The sequence below is a fragment of the Novosphingobium sp. BL-A-41-Hi4B-X5A genome (assembly GCF_055521705.1).
In genome coordinates this window covers 2,809,652-2,825,800 of sequence record NZ_CM145500.1, presented here as the reverse complement: position 1 = coordinate 2,825,800, position 16,149 = coordinate 2,809,652, and the positions used below count along the sequence as shown (strand labels likewise).

Sequence of the window (16,149 nt, the reverse complement as noted above, 5' to 3'; positions counted from 1 at the left end):
CTTACGTATCTCACCGTAGGCCCGGCGAAAGCCGGCCTTTTCCCTCGTGCTCTATTCCGGAAGACCAGTCGCCGCGTCGGGTCTCCCCGGATCGGCCCAACCGAGCCGGAGGAAGAGCATCTCCATGACATCGATCACCCTGCCAGAGCGCTGCGACCGCGCCGCCGCCGAAGCCTTGTTGCCCGAAATGCTGGCGGCGCTTGGATCGGGTCCGCTCGAGATCGATGCGCGCGAATGTCGGCAGGTCGGGCAAGCGATGCTGCAACTGCTGGTGAGCGCCCGCCAGACCGGCGATGGGGCAGTGATTCTCCCCTCGAATGCCCTGACCGAGGCCGCCGCACTGACGGGGCTTTCTGATGAACTGTTCTCGGGAGTGCTGGCATGACCGCCGAGGAAATCCAGGCGATCTTCTTCGCCGAATGCGAAGAGTCGCTGGCTGCGGCCGAACAGGGTCTCGCCGCTTGCCGCGAAGGAACGCAGGACAGCGATACCGTCAACGCCGTTTTCCGCGGCGTCCATTCGATCAAGGGCGGTGCCGGGGCATTCGGCTACGTGGCGCTGCAGGGTTTCACCCATACCTTCGAAACGCTGCTGTCGGATGTGCGCGACGGCACCGTGCCGATTACCGGCCCGCTCACCGACCTGCTCCTGCGCGCGCTCGATACGCTGAGCGATCATGTGACTGCTGCGCGCGACGCAACCGAGCCGCCCGAGGACGGCGCGCTCCAGGCCGAACTTACCGCAGCAATGGCAGCCAACGCCGGTGCCGCGCCCGCCGCCCCGGCCACCACGCCGACACCAGCCGCGCAGCCCGCGCCGGCAGAGGTCGTCGCGCCGGTTGCAGCAGAAGCATCCAGCGACGAAGGCGACGATTTCGACTTCGATCTTGATGCCCTGCTTGACGACATCTCGGGCGAAATCACGCCAGATTCTGCGCCTGCCGCCGATGCCGAGGTGACAGAAGCGCGCTGGCACATGCGGCTGCGCCCCCACAGCGGTGCGATGCGCAATGGCAGCGAGCCGCTGCTGATGCTGCGCGAAATGGCGGATATGGGCGGCAAGTGCGAGCTTTGCGACGTGTCCGCGGTCCCGCCGCTCGATTCGTTCGATCCCGGCTGCGGCTATCTTGGCTGGGCATTCAGCTTCCCCTCCGGCGTTGCCGAAGCCAGTGTCCGCGACATCTTCGATTTCGTGGGCGATGATTGCTCGCTGGCCTTCGGAGCCGACGCAGACATGCCGCCGGTGCGCAAGACCGATGCCGCACCGCCGACGCCTGCAGCGCCCCAGGCTGCCCCGCCCGTCGCCGTTCAGACAGCGGCGCCCGCCCCCGCCGCGGACGCCCCCATCGCGGTCGAGGAGGCCATGACAGCGCGCGTCGCTGCGTCCGGCGGTTCGGCCCCGCCCGCGCCCCCTGCGCCGGGTCAGTCCATCCGCATCGAGCTCGGAAAGCTCGACAAGCTTATCGATGCTGTCGGCGAACTCGTGATCGCGCAGGCCATGATGGCGCAGCGTCTTGCCGGACAGGGCCTCGCCGTTGCCGAGGAAATGGCGATGATCGAGGGCCTCACCCGCGACATTCAGGAATCGGCCATGTCGATCCGCGCGCAACCGATCGGCTCGGTCTTCAGCCGCGTGCCGCGCATCCTGCGTGAACTGTCGTCCACCACCGGCAAGCATGTCCGCCTCGAAGTTTCGGGCGAAAGCACCGAGCTCGACAAGACCGTGATCGAGCGCCTGGGCGAACCGTTGACCCACCTCATCCGCAATGCCGTGGACCATGGCATCGAACCGGCCGACGAGCGCATTGCTGCAGGAAAATCCGCCGAAGGCACGCTGACCCTCTCGGCCGAGCACCGCTCGGGCCGGATTCTCATCCGCATCGGCGATGACGGCAAGGGCATCGATCGCGAGCGCGTCTTTGCCAAGGCCGTCGAGAAGGGTCTGATCGCGCCCGATGCCATCCTGTCCAAGGAAGAAATCGACCTGCTGATCTTCGCCCCCGGCTTCTCCACCGCCCAGCAGGTCTCGAACATTTCGGGCCGAGGGGTGGGGATGGACGTGGTCCGCCAGAATGTGAAGGATCTGGGCGGGCGCATCACCATCGATTCCGAACCGGGCAAGGGCACGACTTTTACCCTGACCCTGCCGCTTACCCTCGCCATCTCGGACGGTATGGTCGTCAATGTAGGCGACCAGACGCTGGTCGTGCCGCTCGCCAACGTGGTCGAGAGCCTGCGTCCCGAGCCGCACGAAGTGCAGGGCCTTGGCGCCAGCCGCAGCATGATCAATGTGCGCGGCAGGTTCATTCCCGTCATCTCGCTGGCCCATTCGGTCGGCGCGGCACAAGCTGTAAGCGACCCGCGTGAGGCCGTGCTGATCGTGGTCGAAACCGAAGGCGCAGGCCGTGCCGCGCTGATGGTCGATGCCATCTGCGATCAGCGCCAGGTCGTGATCAAGAGCCTCGACACGCATTACCGCTCTGTCGAAGGCGTCGCCGGCGCTACCATCCTCGGCGATGGACGGGTCGCCCTGATCATCGACGTCGACGGGCTGGTCTCGCGCAGCCTTTCGTCGGCCTCCTCCGCAGCCATGGCTGAAGCCGCATGAGCCTGATGGATGCCTTGGACGCGAGCATGCCCGGGGTCAGCCCCGGGGTGTTCGACGAGGCCGATTTCCGCGCGATCTCCGAGATTGCCCACGCGGAAGCCGGCATCGTGCTGCCGTCGGGCAAGGCCATGCTGGTCTATTCCCGCCTGGCGCCGCTGGTGCGCGATTCGGGATGCGTCACGTTCGGTGCCTATGTCCTGCGCATCCGCGAGGACCTTGCCGAACGGCAGAAGGCCATCTGCGCGCTGACCACAAACCACACCTTCTTCTATCGCGAGGCACATCACTTCGAGCATTTCGCCAGCGATGTCCGGCCCGAATATATCGATCGCCTGCAGCGTGGCGGCAAGGTCCGCCTGTGGTCTGCAGGATGTTCGAGCGGGGAGGAAACCTGGTCGCTGCTGATGACCCTGCTGGGCGAAGACGCCGGGGCTGGCCATGCCATTGCCCGGCGGGATCTGCGGCTGCTCGCCAGCGACATCGCCAGCCACGCGCTCGCCAAGGCCCGCGCCGCTACCTACCGCGCCGAAGATCTCAAGCCGGTTCCCGAAGCCCTCCGCCGCGCCTGGACGCGCACGGCGGGCGATGAATGCACGATCGACCCGGCGGTGCAGCAGATCGCGCGCTTCCGGTCGCTGAACCTGCTTGGTGACTGGCCGATGCAGGGGCAGTTCGACACGATCTTCTGCCGCAACGTGATGATCTATTTCGACGGACCGACCAAGGAACGCCTGGTCGCCCGTTTCGCCGAGAAGCTCGCGCCCGGCGGCTGGCTGTACATCGGCCATTCCGAGCGGGTCACCGGCCCCGCTCTCGACCAACTCTCCACCATGGGACCAACCATCTACCGCAAGAGGGCTGCATGACCATTCGCGTCGTCATCGTCGAGGATTCGCCCACCATGCGCGCAATCCTGATGAACCGGCTTGGCAAGGAGCCCGACATCGAAGTCGTCGCGGCCGCCGCAAATGCCGCCGAGGGCCGCCAGATGATCCGCGAACTGGACCCGGACGTGGTCACGCTGGACATCGAGATGCCCGGCATGAACGGCCTCGATTTCCTCGCCAAGATCATGGAACTGCGCCCGACCCCGGTGATCATCGTGTCCGGCTCGACGCAGGAAGGCAACGAGATGACCGCCCGCGCGCTCGCGCTCGGCGCCGTCGATTGCTATGCCAAGTCGGGTGGCGGGCACGGGCTGGACGATGCCGGCCGTCTTGCCGGCATGATCCGTGAAGCCGCGAAAGTGCAATTCACCGCGCGCGCCCCGCAAACGCGCCGCGTCGCCAGCGAAGCGCGCGGATTGCTGGCAGATCGCCCCGCCCTGATCGCCATCGGTTCGTCCACCGGCGGAGTCGAAGCGCTGCAGACTGTGCTTTCGGGCTTCCCGGCAGACTGCCCGCCCACGCTGATCGTGCAGCACATCAACGCCCGCTTCGCCCCCGCCGTCGCGCGCACCCTTGACCAGTCCTGCCCGCCGCGCATCGTCGTTGCCGAACCCGATACGCCGCTCCGGGATGGCCACGTATATCTCGCCCCCGGCGATGATCGCCACCTCACGCTGGGCGGCACCTCCACCTTGCATTGCAAGCTGCGCGCCGGGGCTCCGGTCTCCGGCCACCTGCCAAGTGTCGACGTCTTGTTCGAATCCGTGGCCAGGACTGTCGGACCGCGGGCGGTGGGCATCCTGTTGACCGGCATGGGGGCCGACGGAGCGCAGGGCCTGCTCGCCATGGCCCAGAGCGGCGCTCGCACCATTGCCCAGGACGAGGCAACCTGCACCGTGTTCGGCATGCCACGCGCGGCCATCAATCTTGGCGCGGCCCGGGTTGTCGCCCCCCTCGGCGCAATCGCGCGCCACGCTTTCAACAAGGCCGCCTGAGATGAGCTTCGAAACCCCCATCCCCGGCGCGCCGCCGCTCGAACGGGTCACCGTGATGCAGGGCCAGGCGCTGGCAAGCGGCAGCCCGTCGATCGAATATTCGACCGTGCTGGGCTCTTGCGTCGCCACCTGTCTTTATGATCCGGAGGCGCGGATCGGCGGCATGAACCACTTCCTGCTTTCGGAGCCACCCGCCAACGCTGCCGGCACCAAGGTCGACGAACACTACGGCGTCTACCTGATGGAGCTTCTGGTCAACGAGATGCTCGCCCGTGGCGCACGCAAGGGCAACCTCAAGGCGCACCTCTACGGTGGCGCCAACGTCAATCGCAACATGATGCGCATCGGCTCGATGAATGCCGATTTCGCCCGCGAATTCCTCCGTCGTGAAGGCATTGCGCTGATGCGTGAGGACCTTGGCGGCACCCAGGCGCGCCGCGTCGATTTCCGCCCGGCATCGGGCCAGGTCCGCCACCGCACGGTGGAAGACCGGTTCGCGCCACCCGTCCAGCCCACCCCGCGCCCGGCACTTGCTCGTGGCGACGTCGAACTGTTCTGATCTTCGAGAAGCGAGTCCCATCCATGAGCAACACCACCCGGATCCTTACCGTAGACGACAGCCCCTCAATGCGGGCGCTCCTCAACCATGCCCTGTCGGGGCACGGTTTCGACGTATCGCAGGCCGAGGACGGCATGGCCGCCCTCGACTGGCTGGCCATGAACGAGGTCGACGTCGTCATTACCGACATCAACATGCCGCGTCTCGACGGCTTCGGCCTGATCGAGCGCCTGCGCGAGGGCAGCCGCCACCGCGATCGTCCGATCCTCGTGCTGACCACCGAAAGCTCGGACGAGAAGAAGGCACGCGCCCGCGCGGCCGGTGCGACTGGCTGGATCGTCAAGCCGTTCGACCCGGAAAAGCTCGTCGCCGCCGTCCGCCGCGTCTCCCACTGAACCCTGCTGGAAGGAACCAGACATGTTGCGTGAACTGATCACCTTCGAGGTTGAAGGCCAGGTTTTCGGCCTCGACATCATGGCCATCCGCGAAATCCGCGCCTGGTCGCCCACCACGCGCCTGCCGCGCGTGCCGCACTATGTCGCAGGCGTCGTGAACCTGCGCGGCACGGTCCTTCCGGTCGTCGATCTCGCCGCCCGCCTCGGCTGGCGCGCCACCGAAGCGACGCCCCGGCACGCGATCATCGTCACCCAGCAGGGCGCGCAGATCTCCGGCTGGATCGTGGATTCGGTCAGCGACATCGTCACCATCGACAGCGAAGCGCTCCAGCCGCCGCCGCCGACGTCGGCGGGCGATACCGTCGTGCCCTTCCTCGAAGGTCTGGCCGCGATCGAAGACCGCATGGTCATGGTCCTGAATCTCGCCGCCCTTTCCGATGGCGCCCAGATCGCCGAAGCAGCCTGACCCAAGGGAGGGCAAGGCCCATGGCACAAGCCACCCATCGCCAGATTGCGGTCGTTCTTGATGAGCTGGCCGAAGAAGTCGAAGCGCTTGGCTCCGCCCTGTGCGACGACATGAGCGTGGCCATCAACCACATGGACAAGCTCCAGGCGATCGACCTTATCGCGCAGAAGCAACGCACGCTGGCTCGGCTCCTGCTCGCTGACCGCCCCGCCGATGCGATAGAACGCATTGCGATCGACGTCCTGCGTGACCGGATGCGCCTTTCGGGCTGATCTCAACCGACAAACGGCTTTGGTCGGCCCGCGCATGTCGTTGGTCGAGCCTGTCGCGTCAGCCCTGCCGAGTTGCGCCATCGGCAGGGCATGAAGTTTCCATCGAAACAAGTTTCGCTGCTTTGCAGTTGTGCCATGCTTGCCTTTGCCCTGCCCGCGCGGGGAGCAGAGGAGGCCCCGGAAACCGCACCCCCGACCGGACAGACGGTCGGCACCCGCAGCACCTTCACGCCCAAGGACTTCGAACGCTTCGCCCCGCGCAACGCGCTCGACATGCTGCGCCAGGTCCCCGGCTTCACCATCCGCGAAGGCGAGGAAGCGCGAGGCCTCGGCCAGGCAAGCGGCAACGTGCTGGTCAATTCAAAGCGCCTGTCGTCGAAGTCTGACGATATCTGGACCCAGCTTTCGCGCATCCCGGCCTCCACCGTCGAACGCATCGAACTGGTCGATGGCGCGAAGCTCGACATCCCCGGCCTTACCGGGCAAGTCGCCAACGTCATTGCCCGCTCCTCCAGCTTTTCCGGCCAGTTCCGCTACAGCCCGGAATACCGCGTGCACTATGCCGATCCGCGCTACACCAATGGCGAAGTCTCGGTATCGGGCCGCCAGGGGCCGGTCGAATACACCGTCAGCCTGACCAACAACGCCAATCGCGGCGCAGCCGGCGGGCCGACGATCATCACCGACCGCAACGGCGCGGTGATCCAGACGCGCGAGGACGTGATCAAGGCCAACCGCGACGATCCCAAGCTCGCCGTGCGCCTGACGATCGACGGTCCCGGCTCGTCCATCGCCAACCTCAACGGCTCGTTCCAGCGCGTGCCCCGCCATTTTAAGGAGCATTCGGTGCGCACCAACGCCGATGGCAGCGTGATCGTGCGCGACTTGCTCGACAAATCCTCGGCGCGGAACTGGGAGATCGGCGGCGACTACGAATTCGCGCTTGGCCCCGGCCGCCTCAAGCTGATCGGCCTCAACCGCGAGGAGCACGAACCCTACAGCCAGCAGGTCGTGACCATGTTCGACGATGGCTCACCCGCCACAGGCGACCGTTTCGCCCAGACCGGCGACAGCTCCGAGCGCATCGTCCGCGGTGAATACTCGTGGAAGATGTTCGGCGGCGACTGGCAACTGGCCGGAGAAGGCGCGTTCAATTCGCTCCGCAACGTTGCCACCCTCGCCGAACTCAACGGGGCCGGGGAGTTCGTGGAAATTCCCTTCCCCGAAGGCACCGGCGGCGTGAAGGAAGACCGTTACGATGCCAGCCTCTCGTTCAGCCGCCCGCTTTCCAGCACCCTGACCCTGCAAATGATCGTGGGCGCCGAGAAATCAACCCTGATGCAGACCGGCGCGACTGGCCCGGAAGGCAACCTCAGCCGCTCGTTCTTCCGGCCCAAGGGCTCGCTTTCGCTGGGCTGGAAGGCCGCGAAAAGCCTCGATGTATCGTTCAAGATCAAACGCTCGGTCGGCCAGCTCTCGTTCTACGACTTCCTCGCCCGCCGCTTCCTCGATGATGGCAACGCCAACAGCGGCAACGCCGATCTCGTGCCGCAACAGGACTGGTCGGCCGAGCTCGAACTCAATCGCACCTTCGGCAAACTGGGCTCGACCAAGCTGCGGCTCGTCGGCCGCCAAGTGCAGGATTACGTGACCGTCGTCCCGATCGGCACGAACGGCGAATCCATCGGCAACGTCGGATCGGCGCAGGAACGGCAGATCGTCAGCAACACCACGCTGCAGTTCGATCCGCTTGGCTGGAAAGGCGCGCGGCTCGATTTCAACGTCGAACTGACCTTCACCAAGCTGCGCGATCCGTTCGACCCGGCCCACCACATTCCCTACGGCGGCATCACCGACCGCTACTGGGAGCTGAACTTCCGCCAGGACTTCCAGGGCACCGACTGGGCGGCCGGCGCCTCCTACGAATACAACCACCAGTCGCTCTACCACCGCCGTTTCGAACGTGGCCGTGCCTATGAAGGGCCGGTGTTTGCCGGGGTCTACATCGAGCACAAGAACGTGTTCGGCCTGACCGTGAAGGCCAGCGCCAACAACCTCCTCAACGGCCGCCAGCGCTGGGACCGCGAGGTCTTCGCCGGCCCCCGCCCCAACGCCCCCATCGCCTTCGTCGAAACCCGCGACCGACTGATCGGCCCAATCTTCACCCTGACCGTGAAGGGGAGCATTTGATCAGGCGGCGCGCAAGCCTAAGGCAAGCTTCCAGTAGGTCGCGTAGCGTTGGTGGGCGATCCTGTAATAGGGCAGCAGCCGGACAGGTGAGCCGTCCGCCGCGGGTAGTTCGAACTCCAGTGGTTTGGCCCCGCCGCGGATCGTTTCTGCCAGATCGTGTGCGTCGCCAGCCAGTTGCGGGACCTTCGCCGGTGTATCGTTGTAGGCGCCATAGAGCCGCTCATTGACCACAATGTCGCTGCCCTGCGGAACCGGGTCCAGCGCTCCCGCCAGGACCAGCGGCCCGTACTTGAACGCCACGATGTCGTCCGCCGCTGGCAAAGCCTGGGCAGTCGTTTCCATCTTCAGTTGCAGTGCGATCGTGTCGCCGTTGCGCCAGGTCCTGCGCACCGCGAGGAAGCGTCCGGGTTCATTCGACGTCTCGACTTCCGCCCCGTTTACCAGGACGCGCGCAGTCCGGCTCCACGCGGGATGGCGCAAGTTTACCGTGGCAGCGAACGGTCTTGAGCACTTCCACCGCAGTAAGGTCTCCGGCTTTTCCGGGAACGCGGTCTCCTGTGCGAGTTCTGCCCCCTTGCCGCGCCAGCGCACCGCAGAAGGGATGAACAGGTTCACCCAGAGCGTGTCAGCATTGTGGAAGTAGATGGAATCCCGGTACTTTACGTGGTTCTCCATGCCGGTGCCGGTGCAGCACCAGAAGGAATCCTCGGGCGTGTGGTACAACTTCATGTAGCCCGGCCGCGCGCCCTGAAAGTACGTCGCCATGCCGCTGTCCGGGTCCTGCGAGGCGAGGATGCCGTTGTAGAGCGTGCCCTCGTAGTAATCCGCATACTCGGCCTTCGGCTCGGCCATGAACAGGGCACGCGTGAGCTTGAGCATGTTGTGCTGGCAACAGGTTTCCGACCCCTTTGCGGAAAAGACGTGCGCCGCTCCATCGGCGATGGGGAAGAAATGCTCGTTGTCGCCATGGCCGCCGGTGGCGAAGGCGCGCGGGCCGGTGACGGTCTGCCAGAAGAACTGCGCGGCGCGGTGGTACTCCGGCGCGCCCGTCACCTCGTGAACCCGTTGGAATCCCACGATCTTGGGCACTTGGGTATTGGCGTGCAGCCCGTCGAGGTGATCGCGGCGTTCTGCCAGCGGGCGCAGGATCGCCTTGTGCGAGAAGCGCTCGGCAAGCGTCCGGTATTCCGCCTTGCCGGTCATCGTGAATAGGTCGGCGTAGACCTCGTTCATGCCGCCGTGCTCGGTCTCGAGCATGGCCTCGAACGCTTCATCCGAAAGGTCACGCGTGGCAATCACGCCCCAGTCCGCCAGCCGCAGCAGCACGTCCCTCGCCCGTGCGCTGTCCGCCAGTTCCGCCGCGTCGCGCAGCCCCGCGTAGATCTTGTGCAGCGTGTACCACGGAACCCCGGTGATCTTCTCGCCGCGCAGATGTGCGGCGACCAGCGCGGCGCCCCGGGGAAATGCGCAGACCAGGCCCGAGCCCGATGCCTTCTGGCATTCCGCCAACTCGCTTGCGACGTACTCGATGCGAGTCCGGTACTCGGCCTTGCCGGTGGCGCGCCAGGCGAGTGCGCAGGCGGACAGGTAGTGGCCGAGCGTATGGCCGTGGCAATTGATGTCCTCCCACGTCTGTTCGGATTCCCAGCCGCCATAGACCGGGGCGCGCGGTTCAAGCCCGGCATTCCTGCGGAAATTGTGCAGCATCCGGTCGGGCGAAAGCCGCAGGAGGTAGGCTTCGGTCATGCGCTGGGCATGCAGAAACGGGCTCTCGGCAAGCGTTATGTCAGACATGTCAAAAGGCTGGGCGCGGTCCTTGGCCTGCGCCGGCGCCGGGGCGGCCCCTGCCGCGAAGGCGCTGACATTGTGCAAGAATAGGGCAAGCGCGCTTGCTCCTTGAAGAAACGAGCGCCGGGTCGCGCCGAGGTCGAGAGCGGTTACGGTCATGCCTGCCACTTGCCAGAGTTTGGAATTAGTCAGACTAACTCGCAAGAGTACCCTTGTCACTACCGCGGATAAGCGCCCAGCATGCCGCATGTCCTTGACCCTGCGTCTCTCCCCGCGCAAAGCTTCTGTCATGTGGCAGCTTCATCAATTTCCCCTGTGTCCGTTCTCTCGCAAGGTCCGCCTCCTGCTCAGCGAGAAGGGCGTGGCCTATGATCTTGTGCGGGAGAACCCGTGGGAGCGGACCGAGGCGTTCGGGAAGCTGAGCCCTGCCTATCGGACTCCGGCGATCCAGAACCCCGAGCGTGGCGTGATTCTCGCCGACAGCCGGGCGATCTGCGAGTATTTCGAGGAGACCGTCGACAAGACGCCGATGATCAACGGCACGGCGACGAACCGTGCGGAAATCCGCCGTCTTGTGGCGCTGTTCGACGAGAATTTCTATGCTGACGTGACGCTGCCGCTGCTGGAAGAGCGCATGAAGAAGCGCCTCGTCTATCGCAGCCCGCCTGACAGCAAACGCCTGCGCGATTCGATGCGGCTGGCCGATGAGCACTTGTATTATATCGATTATCTGATCGATAACCGACCGTGGCTGGCCGGTTCTACAATGAGCCTGGCCGACCTTGCCGCCGCCGCGCAGATCTCTGTCGCGGACTATCTTGGCGGCATCGACTGGTCGGGGCACGAGCAGGCGCGCGGCTGGTATTCGGTGTTCAAGAGCCGCCCCAGCTTCCGCCCGCTGCTGGCCGAACGCATGGACGTGATCCAGCCGCCGAGCCACTATGCGGACGTGAACGCCTGACGAAACCGGGGTGTCCAACTCACCCCCAACTCTACCCCAACTCCCCCCTAACTCCCCTGAAACTCTCGCGAGCGAAGTGGGGGCGAAGTCACAACCCGTGGTAGTCCTTGTACCATGCCACGAAGTTGGGCACTCCGACCTCGATGCTCGTCGTCGGACGGTAGCCGAGGTCGCCTGAAATCGCATCGATGTCGGCAAAGGACTGGCGGACGTCGCCCGGCTGCATCGGCATGAGATTCATCTCGGCCTTGCGCCCGAGTTGCTCTTCCAGAATCGCGATGACCTTCATCAGGTGTTCGGACTTGTGGTTGCCGATGTTGTAGAGGCGGTGCGGTTTCTCGCTGCCGCCAGCCTTGACCGAACCGTCATCAGGCGGGGGATTGTCGAGGCAGGCAATGACGCCGCTGACGATGTCGTCGACGTAGGTGAAATCGCGGTACATGTCGCCGTGGTTGAAGACATTGATCGGCTCACCCGCCAGAATTGCCTTGGTAAACAGCCACATCATCATGTCCGGGCGACCCCATGGACCGTAGACAGTGAAGAAGCGCAGGCCGGTCAGCGGCAGGCGATAGAGGTGGGCGTAAGTCTCGCTCATCAGTTCGTCCGCCTTCTTGGTAGCGGCGTAGAGCGAGAGCGGGTGGTCTACGCGGTCATCCACCGAGAAGGGAAGCTTTGTATTTCCACCATAAACCGATGACGAGCTGGCATAGACCATGTGCTCAACCCCGCGATGGCGCGAGACTTCGAGCAAGTTCAGGTGGCCGACGAGGTTGGCCTGCACATAGGCGTGCGGGTTCTCGATCGAATAACGCACCCCGGCCTGTGCCCCCAGGTGGACGATGCGTTCGAACTGCTTGTCAGCCAGCGCGGCGGTGAGGCCCGCATAATCGGCGAAGTCATTGCGGCAGAACGAAAACCTCGATCCGCCCTGCTCCACCAGCCGGGCAAGGCGAGCTTCCTTGAGGCTGACGTCGTAGTAGTCGTTGACGATGTCGACGCCGACGACCTCGTCCCCGCGCGCGAGCAGGCGGGTGATGAGCGAATAGCCGATGAAGCCGGCGGCTCCGGTAACCAGGACGCGCATTGAAATTCCAGTATGTTGTCTTGCCGCCAGCCTAGAGGGCGGCGGTCAGAGTTTCCAGTCGGCCCGTTCGCCAAGCACGCCCTTGAGATCGGCCAGCGTGCCGCCCGGCGCGAGCAGCGCGGCGATGCGGTCAGCCCCGGCGGCGAGGTAGTACTTGTGCGGCACGGCGAGGAAGACGAGGTCGAATTTCTGTTCGAAGGCATCGCCTGCCAGTTCGATGCCGTATTCGAGCATGGCCTCGGCATTGTCGGCATGGGGATCGTGGACGGCGACCTTGTGGCCGAGCTTTTCCAGTTCGGCGACAACATCGGCGACCTTGGAATTGCGCAGGTCCGGCACGTTTTCCTTGAAGGTCAGGCCCAGCACGAGGACCGAGCCGGGTTTGCCGCCGCGCTGGGCGTGGAGTTCGCGCGCAACCCACTGCGCCATGCCATCGTTCACCCCGCGTCCCGCGAGGATCACCTGCGGATCATGGCCCAATGCCTCGGCGCGGGCCGAGAGGTAATAGGGATCGACGCCGATGCAGTGCCCGCCGACAAGGCCGGGGGTAAACGGCAGGAAGTTCCACTTTGTGCCGGCGGCGGCGAGCACGTCCCACACCGAGAGGTCCATCTTCGAGAAGATCTGGGTGATTTCGTTCATGAAGGCGATGTTGATATCGCGCTGGGCGTTCTCGATGACCTTGGCGGCTTCGGCAGCCTTGATCGAGGCCGCGCGGAACACGCCGCCCGAAGTGATCGCGCCATAGAGATCGGCAACGCGATCGAGGACTTCGGGCGTCTGCCCCGAGACGACCTTGGTGATGCGCTCGATGGTATGTTCGCGGTCACCGGGATTGATGCGTTCCGGGCTGTAGCCGAGGAAGAAATCCTGACCGCACTTGAGGCCGGAGACCTCCTCGAGAATCGGCCCGCAGATGTCTTCGGTGACGCCGGGATAGACGGTGCTTTCGAACACGACGACAGGCGCGCGGCCTTCCTTCACGGCGGCGGGCAGCATCTTGCCCACGGTGCGCGAGGCGGATTCGACGAGGCGCAGGTCGGGGCGGTTCTGCGCATCGATGGGCGTCGGCACAGTGACGATGTAGAAATCGCTTGGCGGGCAGACCCCGGCATCGCAGGTGAGGCCAAGGCTCGACATCGAGAGCAGCGCAGGTTCGATCTCGCGCGTGCGATCATGTCCTTCGGAGAGTTCCGAAATGCGCTGAACGTCGATATCGAATCCGGTGACGAAGAACTTCTTGGCCAGCGCCACGGCAAGCGGAAGGCCGACGTAGCCGAGGCCGAGCACGGTGACACGGGTGGTTGACGAAACCAGCGGATCGAGACCGCGAACTGGGGCAGGAGCAATTGTCGGGAACTGTACGGTCACAGGCTGTGCGGCCTTTCATGGTTGACGCATCACGCGCCGGATTGCCGCCCTGCTTAAATCGAGGCTCTTATTTCACGGTTAACACTCAGCCGATATTGGAAGCGCCATGACGGAAAAGACCATCCTTGTGGTGTTTGGCACCCGCCCCGAAGCGATCAAGATGTTCCCTGTGGTCCACGCGCTGGCTGCAGACCCGCGCACCCGCGTGGTGACCTGCGTTTCGGCGCAGCATCGCGGGATGCTGGATCAGGTGCTGGAAATTGCCGGGATCGTGCCGGACTTCGACCTTGACCTGATGAAGCCTGACCAGACGCTCGACGGGCTGACCGCCGCGCTGCTGACGGAACTTGGCAAGGTGATGGATCAGGTGCAGCCCGACTGGGTGGTGGTTCAGGGCGATACCGCCACGGCCATGTCAGGGGCTCTGGCTGCGTATTACCGCAAGCTGCCGGTGGCGCATGTCGAGGCAGGCCTGCGCAGCCACAACATCTATCATCCCTGGCCCGAAGAGGTGAACCGAAAGATCATCGGCACGATTGCCAGGCTGCACTTTGCGCCGACCGATGTTTCAGCGGCGGCGCTGCTGGCGGAGAATATTGATCCTCAGGCTGTCCATATCACCGGCAATACGGTGATCGATGCGCTGCAGTGGGTGACCGCGAAGATCGAGGCAGAACCTGCGCTCGCGTCCGGGCTGGCCGAAATCGAGGCGCGATTCGCGGACAAGCGGGTGATCGGCGTGACCAGCCATCGCCGCGAGAACTTCGGCGGGGGCCTTGAAAACATTGCCGAAGCGGTGCGCCGGATTGCCACGCGCGAGGATGTGGCGGTGGTCTTCCCGGTCCACCCCAATCCCAACGTGCGCAAGGTGATGGATGCCGCGCTTGCGGGCCTGCCCAACGTCGCCATGATCGAGCCGCTGGACTATCCGCACTTCGCCCGGCTGCTGTCCGTGGCCGAGATCATGCTGACCGATTCGGGCGGCGTGCAGGAAGAAGCGCCTGCGCTGGGCAAGCCGGTGCTGGTCATGCGCGAGACGACCGAGCGGCCTGAAGGCGTGACGGCCGGCACCGCCAAGCTGGTCGGCACGGATGTTGACCGTATCGTTTCCGAAATCTTCACCCTGCTCGACGATAAGGCTGCTTATTCGGCCATGGCGCGTGCGCACAACCCGTTCGGGGATGGGCAATCGGCGCGCCGTATCGTGGAGTTGCTGGCGAATGATGGGTGATGTGAAGCCGGATGTCTGTGTTGTCGGCCTCGGCTATATCGGACTTCCAACCGCTGCCATCATAGCGCGCGCTGGCTGCAAGGTGCTCGGCCTCGACGTGTCGCAGCACGTGGTCGACACGATCAATCGCGGCGAGATCCATATCGAGGAAGTGGACCTCGATGGCCTGGTTCATGGCGTGGTGCAGCGCGGATTGCTGCGGGCTTCGACCGAAATTGCGGCCTCTGACGTCTTCGTGATCGCCGTGCCGACGCCTTTTGCCAAGGACGGGCACCATACGCCTGACATTTCCTATGTGCTGGCGGCGGCGACGCAGGTGGCTGCGGTGCTGAAGGCCGGGGACACGGTGATCCTCGAATCGACCTCGCCGGTGGGCACGACCGAGCAGATGCGCGATCTGATGGCGGGGCTGCGGCCTGACCTCAAATTTCCGGGGAAGACGAAGGAAACGCCCGACGTTTCCATCGCCTATTGCCCGGAGCGCGTGCTGCCGGGGCGCATTCTGGAAGAACTGACCAACAACGACCGTTCCATCGGCGGCATCACCCCGCGTTGCGCGCGCAAGGCGCTGGCCTTCTACAAGCGCTTCGTGCGCGGGACCTGCGTGACCACCGATGCGCGATCAGCCGAAATGACCAAGCTGGTCGAGAACGCCTATCGCGACGTGAACATCGCCTTTGCCAACGAACTGTCGATGGTGGCGGACCGCATGGGGCTGGACGTGTGGGAAGTGATTCGGCTGGCCAACCGGCACCCGCGCGTGAACATCCTCCAGCCCGGACCCGGCGTGGGCGGGCACTGCATCGCGGTGGACCCGTGGTTCATCGTCGCGGGCGCGCCCGACGAGACGCCGCTGATCCGCACAGCGCGCAACGTGAACGATGGCAAGATGCACCATGTCGTGGCGAAGGCTTCGGAACTGGTCGAGGCCCATCCGGGGGTCAAGGTTGCGTGCCTTGGCCTGGCGTTCAAGGCCAACATCGACGATTTCCGCGAGAGCCCGGCCCGCTTTGTCGCGGCGAGCCTGGCGCGCAAGTTTGGTTCACGCGTCCATGTGGTGGAGCCCTATGCGGGTGCGTTGCCGCGCGAGTTCGAAGGGACCGGCGCGGTGCAGATCGACCTCGACACGGCGCTGGAAGAGTGCGGCGTGCTGATCGTGCTGGTGGACCATGACGTGTTCAAGGTGGTGCCGCTGGCCGAGCGTTCAGGCAAGGTTGTGTACGACACGCGCGGGATCTGGCCGGATCAGCCGGGGGTTGATGTCGCGGCTGCGGGGTTGCGGTTGGCGAGCTAAAGTGCTCGGCTAACGGACACAAAACCCGTCACCCCGGACTTGATCC

Annotated in this window: 15 protein-coding genes; 12 read left to right on the top strand and 3 right to left on the bottom strand. The window is 64.9% G+C overall.

Annotated elements, in window-relative coordinates; all coding sequences use genetic code 11:
* Nucleotides 1-124 precede the first annotated feature (124 nt).
* From ACZ1JY_RS13665 to ACZ1JY_RS13625, 9 genes are all read left to right on the top strand, one after another.
* The gene (locus ACZ1JY_RS13665; protein ID WP_118072396.1) at nucleotides 125-385 is read left to right on the top strand and encodes an STAS domain-containing protein; all 261 of its coding nucleotides are present in this window, start codon (nucleotides 125-127) and stop codon (nucleotides 383-385) included.
* Entirely contained in the window at nucleotides 382-2,607 is a 2,226-nt protein-coding gene (locus ACZ1JY_RS13660) for a chemotaxis protein CheA (RefSeq protein WP_465129654.1), read from the top strand. The genes ACZ1JY_RS13665 and ACZ1JY_RS13660 overlap by 4 nt, the downstream gene beginning before the upstream one ends.
* Nucleotides 2,604-3,473, top strand: coding sequence for a CheR family methyltransferase (locus ACZ1JY_RS13655; protein ID WP_118072398.1), 870 nt, complete (start codon nucleotides 2,604-2,606; stop codon nucleotides 3,471-3,473). The genes ACZ1JY_RS13660 and ACZ1JY_RS13655 overlap by 4 nt, the downstream gene beginning before the upstream one ends.
* The gene (locus ACZ1JY_RS13650) at nucleotides 3,470-4,489 is read left to right on the top strand and encodes a protein-glutamate methylesterase/protein-glutamine glutaminase (RefSeq protein WP_168902955.1); all 1,020 of its coding nucleotides are present in this window, start codon (nucleotides 3,470-3,472) and stop codon (nucleotides 4,487-4,489) included. The genes ACZ1JY_RS13655 and ACZ1JY_RS13650 overlap by 4 nt, the downstream gene beginning before the upstream one ends.
* 1 nt (nucleotide 4,490) lies before the next feature.
* The gene (locus ACZ1JY_RS13645; RefSeq protein ID WP_168902956.1) at nucleotides 4,491-5,048 is read left to right on the top strand and encodes a chemotaxis protein CheD; all 558 of its coding nucleotides are present in this window, start codon (nucleotides 4,491-4,493) and stop codon (nucleotides 5,046-5,048) included.
* A gap of 23 nt (nucleotides 5,049-5,071) precedes the next feature.
* Nucleotides 5,072-5,443, top strand: a complete 372-nt coding sequence (locus tag ACZ1JY_RS13640; protein WP_082013426.1) for a response regulator — start codon at nucleotides 5,072-5,074, stop codon at nucleotides 5,441-5,443.
* Nucleotides 5,444-5,465: 22 nt separating this feature from the next.
* On the top strand, nucleotides 5,466-5,909 hold the full coding sequence (locus ACZ1JY_RS13635; protein ID WP_118072399.1) for a chemotaxis protein CheW: 444 nt from the start codon (nucleotides 5,466-5,468) through the stop codon (nucleotides 5,907-5,909).
* A gap of 20 nt (nucleotides 5,910-5,929) precedes the next feature.
* Entirely contained in the window at nucleotides 5,930-6,181 is a 252-nt protein-coding gene (locus tag ACZ1JY_RS13630) for a hypothetical protein (RefSeq protein ID WP_039336211.1), read from the top strand.
* A gap of 135 nt (nucleotides 6,182-6,316) precedes the next feature.
* Nucleotides 6,317-8,371: a TonB-dependent receptor plug domain-containing protein gene (locus tag ACZ1JY_RS13625; protein WP_465129653.1), complete on the top strand. Its 2,055-nt coding sequence runs from the start codon at nucleotides 6,317-6,319 to the stop codon at nucleotides 8,369-8,371.
* On the opposite strand, the gene ACZ1JY_RS13620 is transcribed toward ACZ1JY_RS13625, so the two are convergent.
* Nucleotides 8,372-10,318 (bottom strand): beta-L-arabinofuranosidase domain-containing protein, encoded by a 1,947-nt coding sequence (locus ACZ1JY_RS13620; protein ID WP_465130921.1) that lies wholly within the window; start codon nucleotides 10,316-10,318, stop codon nucleotides 8,372-8,374.
* Nucleotides 10,319-10,448: 130 nt separating this feature from the next.
* On the opposite strand from ACZ1JY_RS13620, the gene ACZ1JY_RS13615 reads away from it, so the two are divergent.
* A complete protein-coding gene (locus ACZ1JY_RS13615; RefSeq protein WP_465130920.1) occupies nucleotides 10,449-11,120 on the top strand; it encodes a glutathione S-transferase family protein in 672 nt (223 codons plus the stop codon).
* A gap of 88 nt (nucleotides 11,121-11,208) precedes the next feature.
* Here ACZ1JY_RS13615 and ACZ1JY_RS13610 read toward each other — a convergent pair whose 3' ends face one another.
* Nucleotides 11,209-12,207, bottom strand: coding sequence for a GDP-mannose 4,6-dehydratase (locus ACZ1JY_RS13610; protein WP_465129652.1), 999 nt, complete (start codon nucleotides 12,205-12,207; stop codon nucleotides 11,209-11,211).
* A gap of 45 nt (nucleotides 12,208-12,252) precedes the next feature.
* Nucleotides 12,253-13,578, bottom strand: coding sequence for a nucleotide sugar dehydrogenase (locus ACZ1JY_RS13605; RefSeq protein WP_465129651.1), 1,326 nt, complete (start codon nucleotides 13,576-13,578; stop codon nucleotides 12,253-12,255).
* A 106-nt stretch (nucleotides 13,579-13,684) separates the two neighbouring features.
* Here ACZ1JY_RS13605 and wecB point away from each other — a divergent pair, with 106 nt between their 5' ends.
* Both wecB and wecC read left to right on the top strand, forming a co-directional pair.
* Nucleotides 13,685-14,809, top strand: a complete 1,125-nt coding sequence (gene wecB, locus ACZ1JY_RS13600) for a non-hydrolyzing UDP-N-acetylglucosamine 2-epimerase (RefSeq protein WP_465129650.1) — start codon at nucleotides 13,685-13,687, stop codon at nucleotides 14,807-14,809.
* Nucleotides 14,799-16,103, top strand: coding sequence for a UDP-N-acetyl-D-mannosamine dehydrogenase (gene wecC, locus ACZ1JY_RS13595; protein WP_465129649.1), 1,305 nt, complete (start codon nucleotides 14,799-14,801; stop codon nucleotides 16,101-16,103). The genes wecB and wecC overlap by 11 nt, the downstream gene beginning before the upstream one ends.
* The last annotated feature ends 46 nt before the right edge of the window (nucleotides 16,104-16,149 follow it).